Source organism: Cellulomonas carbonis, assembly GCF_014636275.1.
Taxonomy (GTDB): domain Bacteria; phylum Actinomycetota; class Actinomycetes; order Actinomycetales; family Cellulomonadaceae; genus Actinotalea; species Actinotalea carbonis.
On sequence record NZ_BMEB01000003.1, the window covers coordinates 260864 to 283898 of the forward strand.

The window sequence follows — 23035 nt, forward strand, 5'->3', positions numbered from 1 at the left end:
ATGGGCCCGGCCGCGATGAGTTCGGCGCGCGCGGCGGGTCTGCCTCCCTGACCGGTTCGTCGACCTGGGCGAGGAGAGCATCGTGGGACTGATCCGCATCGAGCTGTTCGCGACGCTCGACCTCGTCGGGCAGTCGCCCGGCCGACCCGACGAGGACCCGATCGGGTTCCCGTACGGCGGCTGGCAGGCGCCGCTGATCGACGACGTCGCGGGGCAGCAGATCGCCGCGGCCTACGAGGGCACCGACGCGCTGCTCCTCGGGCGGCGGACCTACGACATCTTCGCGGCGTACTGGCCGCACCAGGAGGGTGGCCCCGGGTCGATAGCCGAGCTGTTCAACCGCGTTCCCAAGTACGTCGCGTCGCACGGGACGCCCGACCTCTCGTGGGCCGGCTCGACCCGGCTCGGACCCGACCTCCCGGCCGCGGTGCGTGAGGTCCGCGACCGCCACGACGACGTCAAGGTCGTCGGGAGCCTCGGGCTGGTCCAGACCCTGCTGCGCGAGCGGCTGTTCGACCGCCTCGACCTGTGGGTCCACCCGATCGTGCTCGGCGTGGGGAAGAAGGTCTTCGACGGCGGCGCGGTGCCGACGAGCCTCGAGCTGCTCGAGCCGCCCGCCGCCGGGCCGAGCGGGACCGTGCTGCTGCGCTACGCGCTGGCCGACGGCGTGCCCGCGACGGGGGACATGAGCGCGGCCTGACGCCGGACGGTGCCCGACTGCGTGGTGCCGGCGCGTCGGCGCGCGGGTGACCGAGGAGCGGTCAGGGGGTCGTGCCGACGTCCGCGCCCACGTCGTCGGACCGGCTGAGGAAGTCGACGATCGCACCGCGGAAGTCGGCGTCGTGCAGCACGCCGCCGTGGTCGCCGTCGAGGAGGCGCAGGGTGGCGTCCGGCAGCGCCGAGGAGAGGACGTCGGGGCGCCGCGCGAGCGCGTCGTCGCGTCCCGCGAGGACGAGCGTGGGGACGGTGACGTCGGCGAACGGGATCGGGTCGCGGTGGACGGCCGCCGCGTGCGCCGCGAGCGCGCGGCGGTCGGCACCCGTCGCGTCGGCGAGGCCGCGGAACCCCGCGGCGCCCGGGTGCGTGATGGTGCTCGGGTCGTCGGTCAGCAGGGCGTGCTGCAGCGCCTCGCGGTCCAGCACCGCCGTGTCGACACCGCCCTGCTCGACGGCCGCGGCGCCGATCCCGCCGACGACGAGCCGCCGCACACGCGGGTCGCGCGCCGTGGTGAGCAGCGCGACGACGGCGCCCATCGAGTAGCCGACGAGGTCCACGGCGGGGACCCCGAGGAGGTCGACGAGTGCGACGACGTCGGCCGCCATGCGCCCCTCGCCGTACCGGGCCGGGTCGTGCGGCGTGTCCGACGCACCGTGGCCGCGCGCGTCGAGCGCGACGACCCGCCGGCCTGCCCGGACGAGGGCGTCCACGACGCCCGTCGCGACCCAGTCCACCTCGGCGCTCGCGCCGAAGCCGTGGTGCAGCAGCACGGGCCTGCCGTCGCTGTCACCCCAGCCCCGGTAGGCGATCCGGACACCGTCGTCGGACACGAAGCTCTCCACGTCCCGAGACCGTACCGGCCCGTGGCGCGGGCCGGGGGTCGCGGCGTGCCGCCGCCGTGCCGCAGCGCAGTCGCAGCGGTGCCGCCGCCGTGCCGCCGCCGTGCCGCAGCGCAGTCGCAGCGGTGCCGCCGCCGTGCCGCAGCGCAGTCGCAGCGGTGTCGCAGCCGTACCGCACGGCCGGTCACGACCATTGTCACGGTGATCACCGAGGCATAGCCTGGCCGGATCGGTGGTGCTCCTTCGAGAGGCGCGCGCCATGCCGAAGGTCACGTTCGTGCACAACCTCAAGCCCGACGCGGTGCAGGCCGCGGTCAGCGGGATGAGCGACCCGGCGGGGTACCTCGTCGCGCCCGGCAACGCGACCGGCCAGGGGCTCGAGCTGACGCGCTTCGTCCGGGGGCTCGGGTTCGACCTGCTCGTCGACAACGGCAACTTCGCCCTCCTGGGCCCGATCGGGCGGCAGTTCGGCGTCGAGGCCCGGACGCTGCACGAGGAGGTCCGCACCGCCGAGCGGGCGCTCGGCCGGACCGCGCGCGGGCCCGGGGACCTCCCGGCGGACCTGAGCGCCCGGTACGGCGACCTCGCCGACCGCGTGCGCCGCGCGGCGGTCGACGCGGTGCCCGCCGACGCGTCCCTCGCGCTCGCCCAGGACGCGCTCGACCCCACGAGCGTGATCGGCGTCGAGGACCTCACGATGGCGTGCTGGCTCCGGCTCGACGTCGAGCCCGCGTACCTGCGTCGACCGCGCCGCGCCTACCGGCGGATGAACCGGTCCGTCGCGCGGCGGGCGGTGCGCGCCGCCGCGGCCCGGGGCGACCCGGCGGCCGTCCCGACCCTGCCCGTCGCGTCGGCCCTGTCCTTCAACACCGCGAAGGACGCCGGCCGGGAGTTCGCCGCCGCGGGCCTGACCTCGATCTCGATGGGCTTCGGCGCGTACATGGCCGACGACCACTTCACGGACCACCTCTACCGGGACCGCCGACGCATCGACCTCGGCGCGAACCTCCCGCAGCGCTACACGCGGACCGTCGCGGCCGCCGTCGGCTTCTGGGAGGGCTACGACGAGGTCGCGCACCGCCCGCCCGCGCGGTTCCACTTCCTCGGCGTCGGCGCGCCGATCATGATCGCGCTGCTCGCGCTCGCGGCGCGGCGGACGCCCGAGCTGAGCTTCGACGCCACGAGCCCGATCCTCGACGCGACGCAGGGCGGGACCATCTACAGCGACCGGCCCGCGCACCTCAAGCTCCGGACGCGCAAGGTCGCGCACCGCCTCGCGCGCGAGCCGGCCCTCACCTGGGACTGCCCGTGCCCCTTCTGCACCGACTTCACCGGCAGGTCGCCGTTCGACTACGCACGGGGCCACGCGTGGTTCGCGACGACGGGTGCGACCGACGTGACGACCGCCGACCTCGCACCCGGCGGTGCGCTGTTCGAGGCGTACCCCCTGCTGTCCGAGCCGGCCGCCGGTGAGCTGCGCCGGGAGGTCAGCTACGCGCGCGTCGGGCACAACCACTGGATCATCGACCGCCTCGCGCGGTCGCTGACCCGCGCCTCGGCCCGCGGGACGCTCCCCGTCCGCGTGACGTCGATCATCCGCGACTACCAGGCGCGCACGACCCCCGTCTTCGCCCGCGCGGTCGAGGTCGGGCTGCAGCTCGCCGCCGGCTGACGTCCGGCGGTACCCGAGGCAGGACCCGAGAGGGGCCCGGCCGGAAGGAAGGAAGGAGCACGACGCCCGACCCCCACCCACGACAGCCACCTCCGAGGAGGCGACCATGACCGGCTTGCGCGCACTGCCGCTCGAGCTGCTACCACCCTTCACGTCCACGGCTCCCGCGAAGGTCGCGGCCGCCGACGCGGCCCAGGAGGCCTTCCGGGGGCTGCTCCTGGCGCGCAGCTGGGACCTCCTGCACGGGCACGCGGCGACCCTCGCCGGGCTCGCGGCCGCCCTGCGGGAGCACGCCGAGGCGCGAGCCGTCCTGCACGCGCACCACGCCCGCTACCTCACCGAGCGCGACGCCGGCCTGACGCAGGTGTTCGCGGCGCTCGCGGCCGACGGCTCGCCCGAGGCGACCGCGATCCGGGACGCCCTGCTCGCGCAGGCGACGACCGAGCTCGGCGACCCCGCCGCGGCCCAGGCGCTCGTCGACGCGCTCCTCGCGGGGAACCACGCGGTCTTCGACGCGCGTGACGCGGAGAGGTCCGCGACGGTCGCCGAGCTCGACGTCGTCGGTGCCGCGTGCGTCCAGACCGCGGCCCTGGCGGCACGGGCCGCGATCGACTCGGCGCTGCACAAGGCGTACGTCGTCACGACCGCGCAGGCCGCGGGGCCGGACCAGCCCGCCGACCTCCAGGTCGTGCAGGACGAGGCGGACGCGCTGCGCACCCTCCACGACGACGCGGTCGGTGCGCTGTTCGCCCACCTCGACACCGAGGACGACCGGGACGCGTTCGCCGACCTGGCGGTCGCGCTCGGCTCGCGCATCGCCTCGCGCGCACCCGTCGCGGCCATGGTCGTCGGCGCCTACCTCGGTCTGCTGCACCAGCGTCCGAGCCCGCAGGGGTCGCTCGCCGAGCACCGCTCCGCGCTGGACGTGGTCGAGCTCGTCGAGCGCCTGCACCTCGTGCTGGCGTACACGTGGACCGTCCAGGTCGGGCTGCTCGGGCCCGACGCCGGCCGGTGGTACTCGAACGAGCGCCGCCGGACCGACACGCGCACCATCGCGTCGCAGGTCCCCGAGGGGCAGCCGGTCACGGCCCAGGAGCTCCTCGACGGCACGGGCGCCGAGGGCGACATGGTGACGGTCGAGGGCGTCGTCGACGGGCTCGCGATCGCGGACGACCCCGCCCCGCCCAAGTTCTCGACGTTCTGCGACGTCGTCGACCTGGCCACGGGCACGTCGGTGCGCGTGCGCGCGCACATGTTCAGCCTGCTCAACAACGGGCTCCAGGACGGCGCGTTCACCCGGCTCACCGGATTCGTGCGCCGCTCGGCGCCCTGGGAGCCGACCGTCGGGCTCGACGTGGACCGCGTCGACCTGACGGACCTGGCCAGGCAGAGCTGGTACGACGACGTGACGGCACGCCTGCGCCACCACTCCCTGCTCCGTCCCGACGGGATGAGCATGTTCTTCACCCCACCTGTGCGAACGGACTGATCACCATGCCGTGCACGACAGAGCTGAACCGGAAGGACGACAAGTTCCAGGCGTGGCGGAACGCCTACGACGACTGGGAGGAGGCGAGGAACCTGGCCCTCGCGGCCGATGCCGCGATGGCGGTGAGCTGCGGCGTCGCGATCTGGACCCTCGGCGGGTTCGGGTTCACGGGAGCCGCGTGCGCCGCGGCCGTCACGGCGCTCGCGATCGCGGTCGCCAAGGTCGACACCGCGCGCGACAAGTCGAACAACGCCGGTGACGCGTACCAGCTCGCGTCCGACCGCTACAACGACTGCCTCGCCGCGTGCCGCCCGGGGGCCAGCTGACGGCGCGCGGGCAGGGGTGCGCCGGGGCCGGGCCGTGCGGGCGCCCGGCGGCGGGGCTCAGAGCAGCTCGACGCGGTCGGCCTGCGGCCCCCGCTCGCCCTGACGAACCGCGTACCGGACCCGGTCGCCCTCCTGCAGCACGTCGGAGCCCCGCACGACCGACACGTGCACGAACAGGTCGTCGCCGCCGGCGTCGGGCGTGATGAAGCCGAACCCGCGGTCCGCGTCGTAGCGCGCGACGACGCCCTCGCCGCCGCGCACGGGCGTGCGGGACGGCGCCGCGTGCCCGGACCGGCCGCGGGGTGCGCCCGCAGACGCGCCGCGCGGCGCGGAGCCGAACCCGCCGCGCGACCCCGAGCCGCCCACGAGCCGCACGTCGCGGCCCTGCGGCCCCCGGTCGCCGGCCGTGACGCCGTACGTGACGCGGTCGCCCTCGGCGAGCTCCCTCAGTCCACCGGCGAGCGCCTTGGCGTGGACGAAGACGTCCTCGCCGCCGGCGTCCGGGGCGACGAACCCGAAGCCCTTCTCGGTGTCGTACCAGGTCACGGTGCCGTCGGCGCCGTCGGGTGCGGCGCCGTGGCGACCCTTCTGGCCGCCGTGGCCCGCCTGGCCCGCCTGGCCCGCCCGGCCCGCCTCGGGGCCGAGCGGCAGCAGGTGATCGGCCTGCGGGCCCTTCTCGCCGTCGACCACGAGGAACGCGACGCGCTGCCCGTCGGTGATCACGCCACCGCCCACGATGGCCGAGCTGTGCACGAAGATCTCGGCGCCGCCGTCGTCGGGCGTGACGAAGCCGTACCCCTTGCCCGGCTCGTACCAGGTGACCGTGCCGAGCACGCCCACGGTCCCACCGGCGGCGCCGTCGCCCGTGACCCGGACGCGGCGCGCCTGCGGCCCGCGGTCGCCCTCGCCCAGCTCGAACTCGACGACCTGCCCCTCGCGGAGCACGCGCGTCCCGTCGCGGCTGACGATCTCGGACGCGTGCACGAACAGGTCCTCCTCGCCCTCCTCGAGGGCGAGGAAGCCGAACCCTCGGTCGGCGTCGAACCAGCGGACGGTCGCCTGGGGCACGGTGAGCTCCTCGTCGGTGATGCGGTCGGTCGGGTCCAGTGTCCCTGACTCGGCCGGGCGGTGGCACCCGAGGCGCGGGCGGCTCGGGTGCGACGGGTCGGGCGCGTCCGCTCAGGCGTCGTCGGACCGGCGCAGGAAGTCCTCGACCTCGAGCAGGTGCGCCGCCATCCGGACGCGGGCCCGCTCGACGTCGCCCGCGACGACCGCGTCCAGGACCGCCTCGTGCTCGCGCTGGGTCCGGGCGTCGGCGCCGTCGTCGGTCAGGCCCCGCCACAGGCGGTGGCGCGCGGTGCGGCCGGCGAGGGCCTCGACGAGCGCGGCGAGGACGGGGTTCCCCGCCGCGTCCGCCAGGGCCCGGTGGAACGCGATGTCCGCCTCGAGCAGGCGCTCGTGGTCGACGTCGCCGGACGCGAGGACGCCCGCGGCGTCGTCGAGCGCGGCGCGCGCGGCGGCGAGCGCCGACGACGCCGCGTGGTCGTCGGCCCGTCGCGCCGCGAGGCCCGCCGCCTCGGTCTCGAGCGTGCGCCGCACCTCGTGCACGGGCAGCGCGTGGCCCGCGGCCTGGAGCTCGACGACCATGCCGAGCGGTCCGACGAGCAGGCTCGGGTCGAGACTCGTCACGTACGTCCCCGCGCCCTGCCTCGCCTCGAGGACGCCGAGCGCCTCGAGCGCGCGGACCCCCTCGCGCAGCGAGCCCCGCGAGACGTCGAGGGCCGCCGCGAGGTCCTTCTCGACGGGCAGCCGGTCCCCGGCGCGCAGCTCGCCGTCGAGGATCATCCGCGTGATGCCGTCGACGACGCGGTCGGTCCGTGACATGGCAGGAGTATCCGGCACGGCCCTCGCGCCGCCCGTCGCACCCACCGCTCAGGCCCGCGCGAGGCGTGCGGACCAGTACGCGCCGTCCGGGAAGCGGAACTCGGCGACCGACTCCGGGTGCATCTGGGTCGAGTACCCCGGGCGGCTCGGGACCACGTAGGCGGCGTCGCGCACGACGCAGGGGTCCGTGAAGTGCTCGTGCAGGTGGTCGACGAACTCGGTGACGCGTCCCTCGCGCGTGCCCGAGACGGCGACGAAGTCGAGCATCGACACGTGCTGGACCATCTCGCACAGGCCCACGCCGCCCGCGTGCGGGCACACGGGGACGCCGAACTTCGCGGCGAGCAGCAGGACGGCGACGATCTCGTTGAGGCTGCCGAGGCGACCCGCGTCGAGCTGGCAGAAGTCGAGCGCGCCGGCCTGCATGAACTGCTTGAACATCACGCGGTTGTGGCAGTGCTCGCCCGTCGCGACGCCGACGGGCGCGACACCCTTCTTGATCGCGGCGTGGCCCAGCACGTCGTCGGGGCTCGTCGGCTCCTCGATCCACAGCAGGTCGAAGCGAGCGAGTGCGGTGGTCCACTCGATCGCCTGGTCCACGTCCCACACCTGGTTGGCGTCGATCATGAGCACGCGGTCCGGCCCGATGACCTCGCGCGCGATCCCGCAGCGGCGGACGTCCTCCTCGAGGTCCGCGCCGACCTTGAGCTTGATGTGGCGGTAGCCCTGGTCGACCGCCTCCTGGCACAGGCGGCGCAGCTTCTCGTCGCTGTACCCGAGCCAACCGGCCGACGTCGTGTAGCAGGGGTAGCCCGTCGCCTCGAGCTCGGCGACGCGCGCCGCCTTGCCGTCCTCCTGCGCGCGCAGGATCGCGATCGCCTCGTCGCGCGTCAGGGCGTCGGACAGGTAGCGCAGGTCCGCGACGTCGACGAGCTGCTCGGGCGTCATGTCGGCCAGCAGGCGCCACACCGGCTTGCCCGCGAGCCGGCCCGCGAGGTCCCACGCCGCGTTCATCACGGCCGAGAGCGAGAGGTGGACGACACCCTTCTCGGGGCCGAGCCAGCGCATCTGCGCGTCGGACGTCAGGTGCCGGTAGACCGCGCCCATGTCGGCCGCCATCTCCTCGACGTCCATCCCGACCAGCAGCGCGGCCTGCTGACGCGCCGCGACGCCCACGATGTCGTTGCCGCGGCCGGTCGTGAAGGTGAGCCCGTGGCCGGCCAGCGGCGTGCCGTCGGCTGCGGTGCCGTCCGTGTGCAGGACGACGTAGGCGGCCGAGTAGTCGCCGTCCTTGTTCATCGCGTCGGAGCCGTCGGCGGTCAGCGAGGTGGGGAAGCGGACGTCCTCGACCTCGACGTGGGTGATCCTCATGCGTCCTCCTCGGACGGGCTGGTGGGCACGGACGGGCTGGTGGGCACGGGTGGGCACGGGTGGGTGATGTGTCTGCGGTGGGCGGCACCACCGTAGCAATCATCTGATGAATCCTGGCACCCGTCCGCGAACAGCCGGTCACGTAGGAGCGATAGGGTGCCCAGAGATCCGACGAATGGAGAACGAGCATGGCTGGGTACCGCATCGGCGTCACGTCCGAGCTGAGGCGCCCCGACGGGTCGCTCCTGTTCGGCGACATCGGTCTGCACCGCCTCGTCGACGCCGGGCTCGAGTGGGAGCTCATGCCCGCCGTCGACGGCGACGTCCCGCCCGTCGAGCTCGTCGCGCGCTACGACGCCGTGCTCGCGGTCGGCCACCTGCACTTCCCGCGCGAGCTCGTGGCGGCCGCCCCCCGCCTGCGGCACGTCGCGCGGTTCGGCGCCGGGTACGACGGGATCGACCTCGACGGCCTGGCGGCCGAGGGCGTCGTCGTCACGAACACGCCGACGGCGGTGCGGCGGCCGCTCGCCGTCGCGGCCCTCACGCTGCTCCTCGCGCAGGCGCACCGCCTCGCCGAGAACCACCGCGCCGCCGTCGAGGGGCGGTGGGCCGACCGCGGCCGGTACCGCGGCGCCGGCGTCGTCGGACGGACCGTGGGCATCCTCGGCTTCGGCGCGGTCGGCGCCGAGCTCGCCGAGCTGCTCCTGCCGCTCGGCGTGCGCGTCGTCGCGAGCAACCGGTCGGGGACGTCGCCGCGCGCGGCCGAGCTCGGCGTCGTGATGGTGCCGACCGAGCGCCTCGCCGCGGAGTCCGACTACGTCGTCGTCACGGCCGCGCTCACGCCGTCGTCGCACCACCTCGTCGACGAGGCGTTCCTCGCCGCGATGCGGCCCACCGCGCACCTGGTGAACGTCGCGCGCGGCGGCGTCGTCGACCAGGTGGCGCTCACCGCGGCGCTGGCCGAGGGACGGCTCGCGGGCGCCGCGCTCGACGTCCTGGACCCCGAGCCGCCCGCGGCCGACGACCCGCTGCTGACCATGCCGGACGTCGTCGTGACGCCCCACGCGCTGTGCTGGACGGCGGACTTCACGCGCGAGGTGTCCGCCGACGTGGTGCAGGCCCTCCTCGACGTCGCGCACGGTCGTCGTCCCGAGCACGTGCTCAACCCGGGGGCGTGGGACCGGCGTCGAGGGTGACCTGACGGTCTCCGGGGCGCGCGCCTCGCCGGCGGGTCGGGGGCCTACGCCCGGTCGAGGCCGAGGAACGTGCGCAGCGCGGACACGAACGCCTCGGGCTGCTCCGAGTGCACCCAGTGGCCGGCGCCCTTGACGGTCACGAGGGTCGTGCGCGGGAAGAGCCGGCGCATGACGGGGCCGTGCTCGTCCGGGCGGATGTAGTCGGACCGGTCGCCCGCGACCCACAGCACGGGGTGGTCGAAGGTCGCGTCGCCGACGTCGGGGAAGCCGCCGATCGCGGGCAGCTCGCGTCGCAGGAGGTCGAGGTTCGCCCGCCAACGGAACGTGTCGCCGTGGGCGCGCAGGTTCTGCAGCAGGAAGCCGCGCACGCGGGCGTCGTCGACGCGCTCCGCGAGGCGCTCGTCGGCCTCGCCGCGCCGCCGCCCGAGCGACGCCAGGTCGATCGCCGCGAGGCTGTCCAGGAGGTACGCGAACTCGCCCAGCGAGCCGCCGGACGCCGGGGCGATGTCGGCCACGACGAGCCGGTCCACGAGGTCCGGGTGGCGCAGCGCGAGCACCATCGCGACCTTGCCGCCCATCGAGTGCCCGACGACGTGCACGGGCCCGTCGGCCGCGAACCCCGTCCGGAGCTCGTCCGCCACGAGGTCGGCGATCTCGGCGTAGTCGAAGCGGTCGGTCCACGTGGAGCGGCCGTGGTTGGGCAGGTCGACCAGGAGGGACCGCGCGTCGGGCTCGAGCGCCTTGGCGATCTGCGTGAAGTTCTTCCCCTGCCCGAAGAGCCCGTGCAGGAAGACCACCCGGGCGCCGGACTCCCCGACGGTGGTCGTGCTGACGGCGCGCGCGGTGCTGCTCACGGGCACCGACCCTAGCCGCGGGGGTCGCGCCGGGTCGCGCTGGATGGCGCAGGCGCCGGGGACCGTACGACGACGGCCCGAGTGCCTACGCTGGGCGCCGTGACGGAGCGGACGACGGCCGGGACGGCGGCCGGGCAGACGACGGCGGGCCCCTCGGGCTCGCCCGTCGAGGCGGTCGACCGCGCGCTCCTCGTGCTCCAGGCGCTCGCGCCCGCCGGCCCGCACGGCACGGGGCTCGCCGAGCTCGCCTCGACCCTCGGCCTGAACAAGGCGACCCTGCACCGCGTGCTCTCGGCGCTGCGCTACCGGGGCTTCGTCGCGCAGGACCCGACGACGGGGGCGTACCTCCTGGGGGCGTCCGCGACGCGGCTGGCCGACGACTTCCTCGGCGAGGAGAACCTGCCCGTCCTGCTGCACCCCGCGCTCGTCGCGCTGTGCGCGACCGCCGACGAGCTCGTGCACCTCGGCGTTCTGAGCGGGAGCCACGTGGTCTACCTCGACAAGGTCGAGCCCGAGCGGTCGGTGCGCGTGTGGTCGGCGATCGGCCGGCGCAGCCCGGCGGTCACGACGGCGCTCGGGCGCGCACTGCTCGCGCACCGGGGCACGGACCGCGCGATGCTCGCGGGCTACGTGCGGGCCGCGGAGGCCGAGCGGCCCGTCGACGCCGACCGCGTGTGGTCGGTGCTGGAGCGCGCACGCGAGACGGGGTACGCGACCGAGGAGCAGGAGAACGAGGTCGGCATCAGCTGCGTCGCGGTGCCGCTCCTGCGGTCCGGGTCGGCGATCGCCGCGGTCAGCGTCACCGCACCCGCCGAGCGGATGACCCCCGAGCGCCTCGCCGCGCTGCACGCCGAGATGCGACGCGTGCTGCCCCCGCTGCTGCCGAACGGGATCACGCTGCCGGAGTGACGTGGCCGCCCGGCTGGGCAGGTGACGGCGGGCGACGTCGGGCGACGTCGACCCGGGCCCGCCTGAGACGTCGCCCGGCCTCGCCCGCCCCGCGCGGGGCGGCGGGCGGGTCGGCGTGCGTGAGGGCACCCGTTGGTCCGTGCGGGTGATCCGCCGCGAACGTCCCGCTCTGCCCGGTTAGCCTCGGGAGGCAGACCGGGAGGAGCCCGACATGCCGTACACGCTGTCCTCGCCGACGGTCCTCGCGACCGACGCGGCCTGCCGGCCCGGTGGCGCGGAGGTGCTCCGCACGCTCGCGGGCGTCTTCCGTCTGGCCGACGACGCCGCCGTCCGTCTCGGCCTGCACGCGCTCGACGTCGACCCGGGCGCCGCGGAGCGTGCGTGGGACGCCGCCGAGGCCGCCGACGACGCCGTCCCCTCGACCGCGGACGTCGGGCTCGCCGCGACGCTCGGCCGGCTGCCGTCCGCGACCGCGTTGGCGCGCAGCGGGCTGGGCGGTGCGCGGGATGTGGCGCGACTGGTGGTCCGCGAGGCCGCGCGGTGGCCCGACGCCCCGGTCCGGCCGGTGCTCGGGGTCGGGGACGTCCCCGCACCCGCCGCGGCCGCCGCGGGCGCGGTGGTCGCGGCGTGGCTGCGGCCCGGCCTGGGGGAGGAGCACTCCGTCGTCCTGCGCAGCGCGTGGGAGCGCGTGAGCGCGGCCGGCGCGGCCGTGCGGGTGCCGGTGCCCGCCGTACCCGTGCCGCTCGACGCGCTCGCGGAGGTCCGGTGGCCGGCGGGCGCGTGGGCGCGCGCGATGCACGCGGCCGCGTGGGCCGCGCACGCGACGGGGCGCCTGCGGGCCCAGCTCCTGACGGTCGTCGACGTCACGGCTGCGGCGCTCGAGGCCGAGCCCGACGCCGACCCGGTCCTCCTGCGCGCAGCCCTGCCGGCCCTGCACGGCCTGGCGGTCGCCGACCTCCTGGCCGACGTCCTCGCGGACGACGTGCTCGGCGAGCTGCGCCTGGGCGCCTCCGCCGCCTGACGCCCGGGGGCCCTTGCCCGGCGTCGCGTCGGCATGCCACCATGGTTTCGCCCAACGACACGTGCATTCCGTCTAGCGAAACGAAGCCATGGACATCCTCGCCGCCCTCGCCGAAGCCCGCCTCGTCCCCGTCGTCGTGCTCGACGACGCGAAGGACGCCGCACCCCTCGCGGAGGCCCTCGTCGCCGGCGGGCTGCCGGTCGCCGAGGTGACCTTCCGCACCGCCGCTGCGCAGGACTCGATCCGCGCGATGGCGGACCGCGGCGACATGCTCGTCGGCGCGGGGACCGTGCTCACCCCCGAGCAGGTGGACCAGGCCGTCGCCGCGGGCGCGTCGTACGTCGTCTCGCCGGGCCTGAGCCGCGCCGTCGTCGAGCGCTGCCGCGAGCACGGCGTCCTCGCGCTGCCCGGCGCCGTCACCGCGACCGAGATCCAGGCCGCGCTCGAGCTCGGGCTCACGACGGTCAAGTTCTTCCCGGCCGGCACGTCGGGCGGGGCCGCGGCGATCTCCGCGCTCTCCGCACCGTTCGGCGGCGTCCGCTTCGTGCCCACCGGCGGGATCGGCCCCACGAACGTCCAGGACTACCTGGGCATCCCGGCCGTCGCCGCCGTCGGCGGGTCGTGGATGGTCCCCAAGGACCGGGTCCGCTCGGGTGACTTCGCCGGGATCACGGCGCTCACGGCCGAGGCCGTCGCGCTCACCCGCCCGGCCGCCTGACCGCACCCCCCGCGGCGGCACGCGCCGCGACCACCACCGCAGCGACCACCACCGCCGCGACCACCACCGCAGCGACCACCACCCGCCGGCTCCACCACCCGCCGGGACCACCCGCGCCGACGACGACGCCCCGACACCACCGAGGACCCGCACCATGGCCGACCACGCCGCACTGACCATCCGCCCCGCCGACGAGTGCCGCTACGACGCGGTGTCGCTCGGCGAGGTCATGCTCCGCCTGGACCCGGGGGAGGGGCGCATCCGCACCGCGCGCTCGTTCCGCGCGTGGGAGGGCGGCGGCGAGTACAACGTGACCCGCGGCCTGCGCCGCGCGTTCGGCCTGCGCGGTGCGATCGTCACCGCGCTCGTGGACAACGAGGTCGGTCGCCTCGTCGAGGACCTCATGCTCACGGGCGGCCTCGACACCCAGCTCGTCCAGTGGGTCCCGTACGACGGCATCGGCCGCACGGTCCGCAACGGTCTCAACTTCACCGAGCGCGGCTTCGGGGTCCGCGGCGCCGTCGGCGTCTCGGACCGGGGCCTCACGGCGGCGTCGCAGATGAAGCCGGGCGACGTCGACTGGGACCACCTCTTCGGCGACCTGGGCGTGCGCTGGCTGCACACCGGCGGCATCTTCGCGGCGCTGAGCGAGACGACCGCGGAGGTCGTCGTCGAGGCGGTCACGGCGGCCAAGAAGCACGGGACCGTCGTCTCCTACGACCTCAACTACCGCCCGAGCCTCTGGCGGTCGATCGGCGGCCAGGCCAAGGCGCAGGAGGTCAACAAGCGCATCGCCGAGCACATCGACGTCATGATCGGCAACGAGGAGGACTTCACCGCGAGCCTCGGCTTCGAGGTCGAGGGCGTCGACGAGAACCTCTCGTCGCTCGAGGTCGACAAGTTCGCCGCGATGATCGAGACGGCTGCTGCCGCCTACCCCAACTTCGCCGTCATCGGCACGACGATGCGCACCGTGCACTCGGCCAGCATCAACGACTGGGGCGCCCTCGCGTGGTCGCGCGAGACCGGCGTCGTGCAGTCCACGCACCGCGAGCGGCTCGAGATCATGGACCGCGTCGGCGGCGGCGACTCGTTCGCGTCGGGCCTGATCTTCGGCCTGCTGGACGGCCAGCCGCTGCGGACGGCGGTCGAGTACGGCGCCGCGCACGGCGCGCTCGCGATGACGACCCCGGGCGACACGACCATGGTCACCAAGGCCGAGGTCCTCAAGCTCGCGGGCGGCGGCAGCGCACGGGTCGACCGCTGATGGCGGCCGGTACGACGCCCACCGGCACGACGCCGACCACGCCCGCGGACCCGGCGCTGCCCCTCGCGGGCCGGCGCGCGCTCGTGACCGGTGCGGGCACCGGCATCGGCCGCGCGGTGGCGGTGCGCCTCGCGCGTGCGGGCGCCGACGTCGCCGTGACGTACCGGACGCACGACGCCGCCGACGTGGTGGCCGAGGTCGAGGCGCTCGGGCGGCGTGGCGTCGCGTACGCGCTCGACGCGACGGACGCCGCAGCGGTCGACGACGTCGTCGCGCGGGCCGTCGGCGACCTGGGCGGCGGGATCGACGTCCTGGTCAACAACGCGGGCGGGCTCGTCGGGCGCCGGCCGCTCGCCGAGATGCCCGAGGACCACTGGCGGGCTGTGCTCGACGTGAACCTGACCAGCGCGTTCCTCGTGACCCGCGCGGTGCTGCGGGCCGACGGCGGTGCGATGCCCGACGGGGGCCGCGTCGTCACGATCGGCTCGCTCGCGGCCCAGAACGGCGGCGGCGCGGGAGCGGTCGCGTACGCCGCCGCCAAGGCGGGCGTCGACGGGTTCACGCGAGCCCTCGCCAAGGAGCTCGGGCCGAGGGGCGTCACGGTGAACTGCGTCGCGCCGGGCTTCATCGGCGACACCCCGTTCCACGAGCGGTTCACGCCCGAGGCCGGTCAGCGCGCGGCCGTCGCGGGCACCCCGCTGGGTCGCGCGGGCACGCCCGACGACGTCGCGGAGGCCGTGCTGTTCCTCGCGTCGCCCGCGGGCTCCTTCTCGACCGGGACCGTGCTCGACGTCAACGGCGGCGCCTGGTTCCACTGACGTGGTGAGGTGGTCGTCGGCCCGGACGGGTCGGCGACCACTCGCCGCCCGCCCGTGGTGAGCTGCGCGAGCACGAGGCCGGTGAGCGTCATCGCCGCACCGGTGAGCTGCCACGGCCCGAGCGCCTGGCCGAGCACCGCCCACCCGAGCGCGGTCGCGACGACGGGGCTGACCAGGCCGAGGAAGGACACGTCCGTGACCGGCAGGTGCTGCATGCCCCGGAACCACAGTAGATAGGGCAGCGCGGTCCCGATCAGCGCCATGTGGGCGAGCCCGCCCACCTCGACGGGCGTCAGCGCGGGCGGCAGGCCCTCGACGGCGACCACGACCGGCACGAGCAGCACGCCGCCCGCGGTGAGCTGCCACGCCGTGAACGGCACGAGGCCCACGGGCCGTCCCCACCGACGCATGAGCACGACGCCGAGCGCGGCCACGACCGCGGCGCCCAGCCCGGCCGCGACGCCGACGCCGTCCATCCGGGCCCCCGCCCGCAGGACGAGGAGCGCGACGCCCGCGACGCCCAGCAGCCCCGCGACCAGCGTCCGCGTGCGGAGGCGGTCGCCCAGCAGCACCACGGCGAGCCCCGCCACCAGCAGCGGCTGCACCGCGCCGAGCGTCGCCGCGACCCCGCCGGGCAGCCGGTACGCGGCCACGAAGAGCAGCGTGAGGAACGCGGCGATGTTGAGCGCGCCCAGGACGAGGGACCGCCACCACCACGACCCGTGCGGCAGCCGCCGACCGATCGCGAGCAGGAGCAGCCCGGCCGGGAGCGCGCGGCACAGGGCCGCGAGCGCCGGACGGTCGTCCGGCAGCCAGGTGGTGGTGACCAGGTACGTCGTTCCCCAGATCGCGGGCGCCACGGCCGCGACGAGCAGGAGCGGGATCCGGCGGAGTGCCGCGTCGGTGGCCATGGTTCTCCTCAGCAGTAAGTATCTTACCGCTAAGATGATTACCGCTGAGAAGATGATGTGCAAGGGGCTGTGCCACGCTGGAGCCATGGCCAGCCCGACCGCCCGCGACGCCGGCTCCACCGCCGGCTCCACCCCGGCCGCCCGCGGCGCCGCCTCGGTCGCGTCCGGTCCCGTCCCGCGCGACGGCGTCGACCGGATCCGTGACCAGTGGGCGCGCGAGCGGCCCGAGCTCGACACCGAGGCGATGGGGATCTTCGGGCGGGTGTACCGGCTCGCGCGCGTCGCGGGCGACGCCGTCGCCGCTGCCTACGCCGAGTTCGGGATCACGCGGGCCGACTTCGACGTCCTCGCGACGCTGCGCCGCTCGGGCGAGCCCTTCGCGCTGTCGCCCACGCAGCTCACGGCCTCGCTCATGCTCACGTCGGGCGGTGTCACAGGGCGCGTCGACCGGCTCGAGGGCCTCGGCCTCGTCCGCAGGGCGCCCTCGCCGTCCGACCGCCGCAGCCTCGTCGTGAGCCTGACCGAGGAGGGACGCGAGCTCGTCGACCGCGCGCTCGTCGCGGGCCTTGAGGTCCAGCAGGGCCTGCTCGCCGGCGTGGCGGAGGACCGCAGACCGCTCCTCGACGGGCTCCTGCGCGAGCTCCTCGCGTCCGCCGACGCCGCGCGGGAGGGCCGCGCCTGAGGCGAGGGGTGGCGCGTCAGCCCACGTGGTCGCGCCAGGAGTGCTGCGGGTCGTACCCGATCAGCTCGCGCGCGGCGTCGATCGCCAGCAGGGTCTCGAGCTCGCCGATCTCGCGCGTCAGCGGGACGCCGGGGAACTCGCGCTCGAGCAGCTCGCGCGACGGCGTCGTCATGATCGTGTCCGCCGCCGCGACGATCACGTTCTGCGAGCCCGTCGTCGTCGCCTCGACGCCGAGGCGGAACGCCTGCGCGACGTCGCGGACGTCGACGTAGCCCCACAGGTTCCAGCGCCGCGACGCCGGGTCGTCCCAGTAGCCGGGGACGGCGGCGTAGTCCTCGACGGTGTGGATGTTCGACAGCCGCAGCCCGAGGAACGGGATGCCGGACCACTCGCTCACGTGCCGCGCGGCCTCCTCGCCGAGGACCTTCGACAGCGCGTACGTCGACGTCGGGACCGGGAAGTGCGCCTCGTCGACGGGTGCGTAGCGGGGCGGGGTGTCGAACGGCAGCCCGAGGGTCGTCTCGCTCGACGCCCACACCACGCGCCGCATGCCGAGGCGCGCGGCCGCGAGGAAGACGTTGTGGTTCATCGCGGTGTTGCGGTTCAGGGTCTCGGGCGCGGTCGCGCGCCCGGGAGCGGGGATGTTCCCGAGGTGGACGACGACGTCCGCACCCGCCATCGCCTCGAGGGCCTGCCCGAAGTCCGTGAGGTCGGCGAGCACGAGGCCGGTCCCCAGGTCGTTCTGGTCCCCGGCGGGCCCCGCGAGGTCGGACGCCAGCACCTCGTACCCGTGCTCGAGGAGGTCGGCCACGACCGCCCGTCCCGCCTTGCCGTACGCACCCGTCACCGCGACCGTCGTCATGCGGCCATCCTCGCCGACCACGGCCCTGCGCGCGACGACGACGGCTGCGGCCGCCGCCGGGCGCGGGACGACGACGGCGCCCGCCCCCCTGTGCGGGGACGGGCGCCGTCGTCGTGACCCGGTCAGGACGTCACTCGACGTCCTCGTCGACCCAGTCGAACGTCTTGGTCACGGCCTTCTTCCAGTTGCGGTACGTCTTCTCGCGCGCGGCGTCCTCCATCGAGGGCTCCCAGCGCTTGTCCTCGGCCCAGTTGTCGATGACGTCCTGCTCACCGGACCAGAAGCCGACCGCGATGCCCGCGGCGTAGGCGGCGCCGAGCGCCGTCGTCTCCGCGACCTTCGGCCGGACGACCGGCACCCCGAGGATGTCCGCCTGGAACTGCATGAGCAGCTCGTTGGCGACCATGCCGCCGTCGACCTTGAGCTCGGTCAGGTCGACGCCCGAGTCGGCGTTCATGGCGTCGAGGACCTCGCGCGTCTGGAACGCGGTCGCCTCGAGCGCGGCCCGGGCGATGTGGCCCTTGTTGACGTACCGCGTGAGGCCGACGAGCGCACCGCGCGCGTCCGACCGCCAGTACGGCGCGAACAGGCCCGAGAACGCCGGCACGAAGTACGCGCCGCCGTTGTCCTCGACGGACGCCGCGAGCTTCTCGATCTCGGGCGCGTCCTTGATGAGCCCGAGGTTGTCGCGCAGCCACTGCACGAGCGAGCCGGTCACCGCGATCGAGCCCTCGAGCGCGTACACCTGCGGCTGGTCGCCGATCTTGTAGCAGACCGTCGTGAGCAGGCCGTTCTTCGAGTGGATCGGCTCGGTGCCGGTGTTGAGCAGCATGAAGTTGCCCGTGCCGTACGTGTTCTTGGCCGTGCCGACCTCGAAGCACGCCTGGCCGAACGTCGCGGCCTGCTGGTCGCCGAGGATGCCCGCGATCGGCACGTCGGGGACCATGCCGCCCTGGCGGCCCTTGCCGTAGACCTCCGACGACGAGCGGATCTCGGGGAGCATCGACATCGGGATGCCCATCTCGCCCGCGATCTCCTCGTTCCAGCTGAGCGAGTCGAGGTTCATGAGCATGGTCCGCGACGCGTTGGTCACGTCGGTGACGTGCACGCCGCCGTCGACGCCGCCCGTCATGTTCCACAGCACCCACGAGTCGGTGTTGCCGAACGCGAGCTGGCCCGCCTCGGCCTTCTCGCGCGCGCCGTCGACGTTGTCGAGGATCCAGCGGATCTTCGGGCCCGAGAAGTACGTCGCGAGGGGCAGGCCGACGCGGTCCTTGTACCGCTCGGCGCCGCCGCCCAGCGCGGCGAGCTCGTCGCAGATCTTCTGCGTGCGGGTGTCCTGCCAGACGATCGCGTTGTAGACCGGCTCGCCCGTCGTCCGGTCCCAGACCACGGCGGTCTCGCGCTGGTTGGTGATGCCGACGGCGGCGATGTCGCGGTGCGTGAGGTTGGCCCGCGTCAGCGCGAGGCCGACGACCTCACGCGTGTTGGTCCAGATCTCGGCGGCGTCGTGCTCGACCCAGCCCGCCCTCGGGAAGATCTGCTCGTGCTCCTTCTGGCCCGTGGCCACGATGGACCCGGAGTGGTCGAAGACGATCGCGCGCGTGCTCGTCGTTCCCTGGTCGATCGCCAGGATGTAGTCAGCCATGTCCGTCCTTCACGTCGTCGTGCTGGGGATGGGTTGTCGGTTCGGGGCGGGCGGTCGCGGCCGGTGCCGCGACCGCCCGACGCGGGTCAGCCGACGGCCGCCGCGAGGAGACCGGCGAGGACACCGCCGATGATCGGGCCGACGACCGGGACCCACGAGTAGCCCCAGTCGCTCGAGCCCTTGCCCTTGATCGGCAGGATCGCGTGCGCGATGCGCGGGCCCAGGTCACGTGCCGGGTTGATCGCGTAGCCCGTCGGGCCACCGAGGCTCGCGCCGATGCCGACGACCAGGAGGGCGACGGCGAGCGGGCCGAGCTCGCTGGGCGTGTTGCCGAACTGCAGGATGATGTAGACGAGCACGAACGTGCCGAGGATCTCGGTCACGAGGTTCCAGCCGTAGCTCCGGATCGCGGGGCCGGTGGAGAAGACGCCGAGCTTGACGGCCGGGTCGGCGGGCTCGTCGAAGTGCTTCTTGTACGCCAGGTAGGCGAGCACGGCGCCGAGGAAGGCGCCGACCATCTCGCCCGCGAGGTAGACCAGGGTCGAGCTGAACGACACCTCGACACCGGGTGCGTACTCCTCCGCACCGTTGGCCAGGAGGCCGAACGTCACGGCGGGGTTGAGGTGGGCTCCCGAGCGCCAGGCGGCGTAGACGCCGGCGAAGACGGCAAGGCCCCACCCGAAGTTGATGGTGAGCCAGCCGGCGTTGAAGCCCTTGTTGGCCGGGAGGATCACGTTGGCGACGACACCCGCGCCCAGCAGGAGCAGGAAGCCGGTGCCGATCACCTCCGAGATGAAGACCTGCCCAAGGGTCACGTCCATGGGTTCCTCGTTTCAGTCGAGACGTCGTTGTCACGTGCTCTCCGGCGGGGGCCGGAGGGTCTTCGGGGCGGGAGCGCTCCCGCCGGGGGTGCCGGGGCCGGGGCCCCGACGGTTCAGGTGCCGGCCGGCCCCGCCGCCGCAGGTGAGCCGGCGGGCGACCCGGGCTTGCGGCCCGGGTCGGCGGGACCGCCGAGCGGTCGCAGCGGTGCCAGGTCGGGCACGGCGAGCCGGACCTGCTCGGCCGCCTCGTCGGTCTGCTCGGCGGCGGCGGCCGCCTCGGCCTCGCAGCGTGCGCGGTACGCGTCGACCTCCGACCGGCGCGTCTGCTCGTCCCAGCCGAGCCGCTCGCCGACGATCGCGGCGATCTCCTCGGCGGCCGAGAGGCCCTGGTCGGCCTGCTCGTAGACGAGCCGCGTGCGCAGCAGCATGACGTCCTCGAGGTGCAGGACGCCCTCGTGCGACGCCGCGTACGCGACCTCGGCACGCAGGTACGCGGGTGCGTTCTCGAGCGGGCGGGCGAGGTCCGGCTGCTCGGTGACCATGTCGATGATCTCGTCGAGCATCGAGCCGTAGCGGTGCAGCAGGTGGTCGACCATGGCGCGCGTCCACCCGTGGGTCTCGGCGATGCGGCGCGCCTGGCGCTGGAGGACGGCGTGCCCCTCGGCGCCGGCGAGCGGGATCCGGTCGGTGATCGACGGGAGCTGCTTGGCGCGGGAGCCGAGCGCGAAGTCCACCGCGTCCTCGGCCATGACCCGGTACGTCGTCAGCTTGCCGCCCGCGATCACGGTCAGGCCCGGGGCGGGTGACGCGACCGTGTGCTCGCGGGACACCTTGGCGGACGACGTGCCCTCCTTGGTGCCGGGCTGCAGGAGCGGGCGCAGGCCCGCCCAGGTGCCGATGATGTCGTCCTTGGTCAGCGGGCGCTCGAGCACCTGGTTCGCGTGGTCGAGCACGTACTCGATGTCGGCGGCCGTCGCGACGGGGTGCTGCAGCTCCTGCTTCCACGGCGTGTCCGTGGTGCCGATGACCCAGTAGCGGGACCACGGGATGACGAACAGGACGCTCTTCTCGGTCTGCAGGATCAGGCCGACGTCGCCGCGGATCCGGTCGCGCGGCACGACGATGTGGATGCCCTTGGACGCGAGGACGTGCAGGCCGCCCTCGGTGTCGGCGAGCGACTCGGTCTCCTCGGTCCAGACGCCGGTCGCGTTGATGACCTGGTCGGCGCGCACCGTGATCTCGCGTCCGGTCTCGAGGTCGACGACGACGGCGCCGTTGACGACGCCCGTCCCACGCTTGGTGAGCTCGACGACCTGCGTGCGGCTCGCGGCGTGCGCGCCGTACGACGCGGCGGTGCGGACGAGGGTCACGACGAGCCGCGCGTCGTCGACGCTCGCGTCCCAGTAGCGGACGGCGCCGACGGCGGCCTCGTGCTTGAGGTCGGGGAAGAGTCGCTCCATGCCCGTGCGCGTGACGTGCCGGTGGAACGGCATCGCGCGCTTGCCCGGGGCGATGCTCGCGAGCGCGTCGTACAGCGCGACGCCGGCGCCGACGTACGCGCGCTCCCAGTACTTGTTCTCGAGCGGGTAGAGGAACGAGACCGGCTTCACCAGGTGCGGCGCGATGCGCTTGAGGAGCAGGTCGCGCTCGGTGAGCGCCTCGTGGACGAGGTGGAAGTCGAGCATCTGGAGGTAGCGCAGACCGCCGTGGACGAGCTTGGAGGACCGGCTCGACGTGCCGCTGCCCCAGTCCTGCGCCTCGACGATGCCGACGCGCAGGCCGCGCGTCACCGCGTCGAGCGCGATGCCGGCACCGGTCACGCCGCCGCCGACGACGAGGACGTCGAGCTCGTTGCCGTCCGTCGACGACCGCGCGAGCGCCTCCAGGGCCTCGGTCCGCCGCTGGGGTGTCAGCGCCACAGTCCTCACGGTGTCCTCCTCGACGTCGGTGGCGGTCCCGGGACGTCCGGCTCTTGCGGGAGTCTCTCCGCCGGGGCGCACCGATGTTTATGCTGGGGACTGCCGAACAAACGCGCAACCCCAGTGCACGTATGTGCACCCGACGAGGAGGTCGGCATGGAGCAGGAGGACGTGCTGCGGGCGGCGTCGATGTACTACCTCCAGGACATCAAGATGGAGGTCATCGCGCGCCACCTCGGCACCTCACGGTCCACGGTCTCCCGCCTCATCAAACGCGCACGTGACACCGGGCTCGTCGAGATCACCATCCGTCCGGCGCGCACCCAGGCGCCCGGGCTGAGCCGCACGATCGGACGCCGGTTCGGCATCGAGACGTACGTCGTGGCGGTGCCCGACTCGGCGACCGAGATCGACCGTCTCGAGCAGGTCGCCCGCACGACGGCGCGTCTCATCGGGACCTGGTTCGACTCCGACATGGTGCTCGCCATCGCCTGGGGCACGACGCTCGCCGCCGTCGGACGCCACCTCACGCCCAAGCCGACGCGGGGCAGCGCGATCGTCCAGCTCAACGGCGCGGCCAACACGCGGACCAGCGGCTTCGCGTACGCGAGCGATCTCATCACCAGCTTCGGGGCCGCGTTCGACGCTGCGGTGCACCACTTCCCGGTGCCCGCGTTCTTCGACTACCCGGAGACGAAGGAGGCGATGTGGCGCGAGCGGTCGGTCAGACGTGTGCTCGACGTGCAACGACGTGCAGACATCGCGCTCTTCGGCGTCGGCGCGCTGCACGGCGGCGTCCCGAGCCACGTCTACTCGGCCGGCTACCTCGACGAGGACGACGCCGGGCTGCTGCACGAGGAGGGCGTCGTCGGCGACGTGTGCACGGTCTTCCTGCGGCCGGACGGCAGCTGGGACGACGTCGCGATCAACGCGCGCGCCACCGGACCGAGCCCCGTCGAGCTGCGGCGCATCCCGCGGCGCGTGTGCGCGGTCGCGGGCGACAACAAGGTCGCACCCCTGCGCGCCGCGCTCGCCGCGGGGGTCGTGACGGACCTCGTGATCGACGAGCTCACCGCGGCCGCACTCCTCGACGTGGTCGGACGTGCGTGAC

General features: G+C 74.6%; 21 protein-coding genes and 1 pseudogene. 12 read left to right on the top strand and 10 right to left on the bottom strand.

Going from position 1 to position 23035, the window contains the following annotated elements; all coding sequences use genetic code 11:
• The first annotated feature begins 82 nt into the window (after nt 1–82).
• Complete coding sequence (locus tag IEV86_RS11245; RefSeq protein WP_043607579.1) at nt 83–700, top strand: dihydrofolate reductase family protein; 618 nt, start codon at nt 83–85, stop codon at nt 698–700.
• Between the two features lie 61 nt (nt 701–761).
• Here the strand turns inward: IEV86_RS11245 and IEV86_RS11250 are convergent, their stop codons facing one another.
• A complete protein-coding gene (locus IEV86_RS11250; protein WP_043607580.1) occupies nt 762–1559 on the bottom strand; it encodes an alpha/beta fold hydrolase in 798 nt (265 codons plus the stop codon).
• A 229-nt stretch (nt 1560–1788) separates the two neighbouring features.
• Between IEV86_RS11250 and IEV86_RS11255 the strand changes: the two genes are divergently transcribed.
• From IEV86_RS11255 to IEV86_RS11265, 3 genes are all read left to right on the top strand, one after another.
• Nucleotides 1789–3228: a hypothetical protein gene (locus IEV86_RS11255; RefSeq protein ID WP_188484668.1), complete on the top strand. Its 1440-nt coding sequence runs from the start codon at nt 1789–1791 to the stop codon at nt 3226–3228.
• A gap of 106 nt (nt 3229–3334) precedes the next feature.
• A complete protein-coding gene (locus tag IEV86_RS11260) occupies nt 3335–4717 on the top strand; it encodes a hypothetical protein (protein ID WP_043607583.1) in 1383 nt (460 codons plus the stop codon).
• Between the two features lie 5 nt (nt 4718–4722).
• The gene (locus tag IEV86_RS11265; protein WP_043607585.1) at nt 4723–5043 is read left to right on the top strand and encodes a hypothetical protein; all 321 of its coding nucleotides are present in this window, start codon (nt 4723–4725) and stop codon (nt 5041–5043) included.
• A 57-nt stretch (nt 5044–5100) separates the two neighbouring features.
• Here IEV86_RS11265 and IEV86_RS11270 read toward each other — a convergent pair whose 3' ends face one another.
• From IEV86_RS11270 to IEV86_RS11280, 3 genes are all read right to left on the bottom strand, one after another.
• Nucleotides 5101–6111, bottom strand: coding sequence for a cold-shock protein (locus tag IEV86_RS11270; RefSeq protein ID WP_188484669.1), 1011 nt, complete (start codon nt 6109–6111; stop codon nt 5101–5103).
• A 111-nt stretch (nt 6112–6222) separates the two neighbouring features.
• A complete protein-coding gene (locus tag IEV86_RS11275) occupies nt 6223–6927 on the bottom strand; it encodes a FadR/GntR family transcriptional regulator (RefSeq protein ID WP_188484670.1) in 705 nt (234 codons plus the stop codon).
• Nucleotides 6928–6975: 48 nt separating this feature from the next.
• Entirely contained in the window at nt 6976–8298 is a 1323-nt protein-coding gene (locus IEV86_RS11280) for an L-fuconate dehydratase (RefSeq protein ID WP_043610043.1), read from the bottom strand.
• 188 nt (nt 8299–8486) lie between these two features.
• Between IEV86_RS11280 and IEV86_RS11285 the strand changes: the two genes are divergently transcribed.
• Nucleotides 8487–9494, top strand: a complete 1008-nt coding sequence (locus IEV86_RS11285) for a 2-hydroxyacid dehydrogenase (RefSeq protein ID WP_043610045.1) — start codon at nt 8487–8489, stop codon at nt 9492–9494.
• A 44-nt stretch (nt 9495–9538) separates the two neighbouring features.
• Here the strand turns inward: IEV86_RS11285 and IEV86_RS11290 are convergent, their stop codons facing one another.
• A complete protein-coding gene (locus IEV86_RS11290) occupies nt 9539–10348 on the bottom strand; it encodes an alpha/beta fold hydrolase (protein ID WP_043610052.1) in 810 nt (269 codons plus the stop codon).
• A gap of 99 nt (nt 10349–10447) precedes the next feature.
• Between IEV86_RS11290 and IEV86_RS11295 the strand changes: the two genes are divergently transcribed.
• The 5 genes from IEV86_RS11295 to IEV86_RS11315 all read left to right on the top strand — a co-directional run bounded on the left by IEV86_RS11295 (nt 10448) and on the right by IEV86_RS11315 (nt 15081).
• Entirely contained in the window at nt 10448–11257 is an 810-nt protein-coding gene (locus tag IEV86_RS11295; RefSeq protein WP_052426552.1) for an IclR family transcriptional regulator, read from the top strand.
• Nucleotides 11258–11468: 211 nt separating this feature from the next.
• Nucleotides 11469–12278, top strand: coding sequence for a hypothetical protein (locus IEV86_RS11300; RefSeq protein WP_188484671.1), 810 nt, complete (start codon nt 11469–11471; stop codon nt 12276–12278).
• An 88-nt stretch (nt 12279–12366) separates the two neighbouring features.
• Nucleotides 12367–12996, top strand: coding sequence for a bifunctional 4-hydroxy-2-oxoglutarate aldolase/2-dehydro-3-deoxy-phosphogluconate aldolase (gene eda / locus IEV86_RS11305; RefSeq protein WP_043607517.1), 630 nt, complete (start codon nt 12367–12369; stop codon nt 12994–12996).
• A gap of 154 nt (nt 12997–13150) precedes the next feature.
• Nucleotides 13151–14263 (top strand): sugar kinase, encoded by a 1113-nt coding sequence (locus IEV86_RS11310; protein ID WP_043607518.1) that lies wholly within the window; start codon nt 13151–13153, stop codon nt 14261–14263.
• The gene (locus tag IEV86_RS11315) at nt 14263–15081 is read left to right on the top strand and encodes an SDR family NAD(P)-dependent oxidoreductase (protein WP_043607519.1); all 819 of its coding nucleotides are present in this window, start codon (nt 14263–14265) and stop codon (nt 15079–15081) included. The genes IEV86_RS11310 and IEV86_RS11315 overlap by 1 nt, the downstream gene beginning before the upstream one ends.
• 80 nt (nt 15082–15161) lie before the next feature.
• Here the strand turns inward: IEV86_RS11315 and IEV86_RS11320 are convergent.
• Nucleotides 15162–16079: pseudogene (locus IEV86_RS11320) on the bottom strand (EamA family transporter); the annotation flags it as partial.
• Between IEV86_RS11320 and IEV86_RS11325 the strand changes: the two are divergent.
• Nucleotides 16078–16674: a MarR family transcriptional regulator gene (locus tag IEV86_RS11325; protein WP_081978784.1), complete on the top strand. Its 597-nt coding sequence runs from the start codon at nt 16078–16080 to the stop codon at nt 16672–16674. The pseudogene IEV86_RS11320 and the gene IEV86_RS11325 overlap by 2 nt on opposite strands.
• A gap of 16 nt (nt 16675–16690) precedes the next feature.
• Here the strand turns inward: IEV86_RS11325 and IEV86_RS11330 are convergent, their stop codons facing one another.
• The 4 genes from IEV86_RS11330 to IEV86_RS11345 form a co-directional block, all read right to left on the bottom strand.
• Entirely contained in the window at nt 16691–17536 is an 846-nt protein-coding gene (locus tag IEV86_RS11330; protein WP_043607521.1) for an NAD-dependent epimerase/dehydratase family protein, read from the bottom strand.
• A 130-nt stretch (nt 17537–17666) separates the two neighbouring features.
• Entirely contained in the window at nt 17667–19184 is a 1518-nt protein-coding gene (glpK, locus tag IEV86_RS11335; RefSeq protein WP_043607522.1) for a glycerol kinase GlpK, read from the bottom strand.
• A gap of 86 nt (nt 19185–19270) precedes the next feature.
• Nucleotides 19271–20005 carry an MIP/aquaporin family protein gene (locus tag IEV86_RS11340; RefSeq protein WP_081978785.1) on the bottom strand — a complete coding sequence of 245 codons (735 nt, stop codon included), beginning with the start codon at nt 20003–20005 and terminating at the stop codon, nt 19271–19273.
• 113 nt (nt 20006–20118) lie between these two features.
• Nucleotides 20119–21933: a glycerol-3-phosphate dehydrogenase/oxidase gene (locus IEV86_RS11345; RefSeq protein WP_043607523.1), complete on the bottom strand. Its 1815-nt coding sequence runs from the start codon at nt 21931–21933 to the stop codon at nt 20119–20121.
• A 147-nt stretch (nt 21934–22080) separates the two neighbouring features.
• Between IEV86_RS11345 and IEV86_RS11350 the strand changes: the two genes are divergently transcribed.
• Nucleotides 22081–23034: a sugar-binding transcriptional regulator gene (locus tag IEV86_RS11350; RefSeq protein ID WP_043607524.1), complete on the top strand. Its 954-nt coding sequence runs from the start codon at nt 22081–22083 to the stop codon at nt 23032–23034.
• Nucleotide 23035 lies beyond the last annotated feature (1 nt).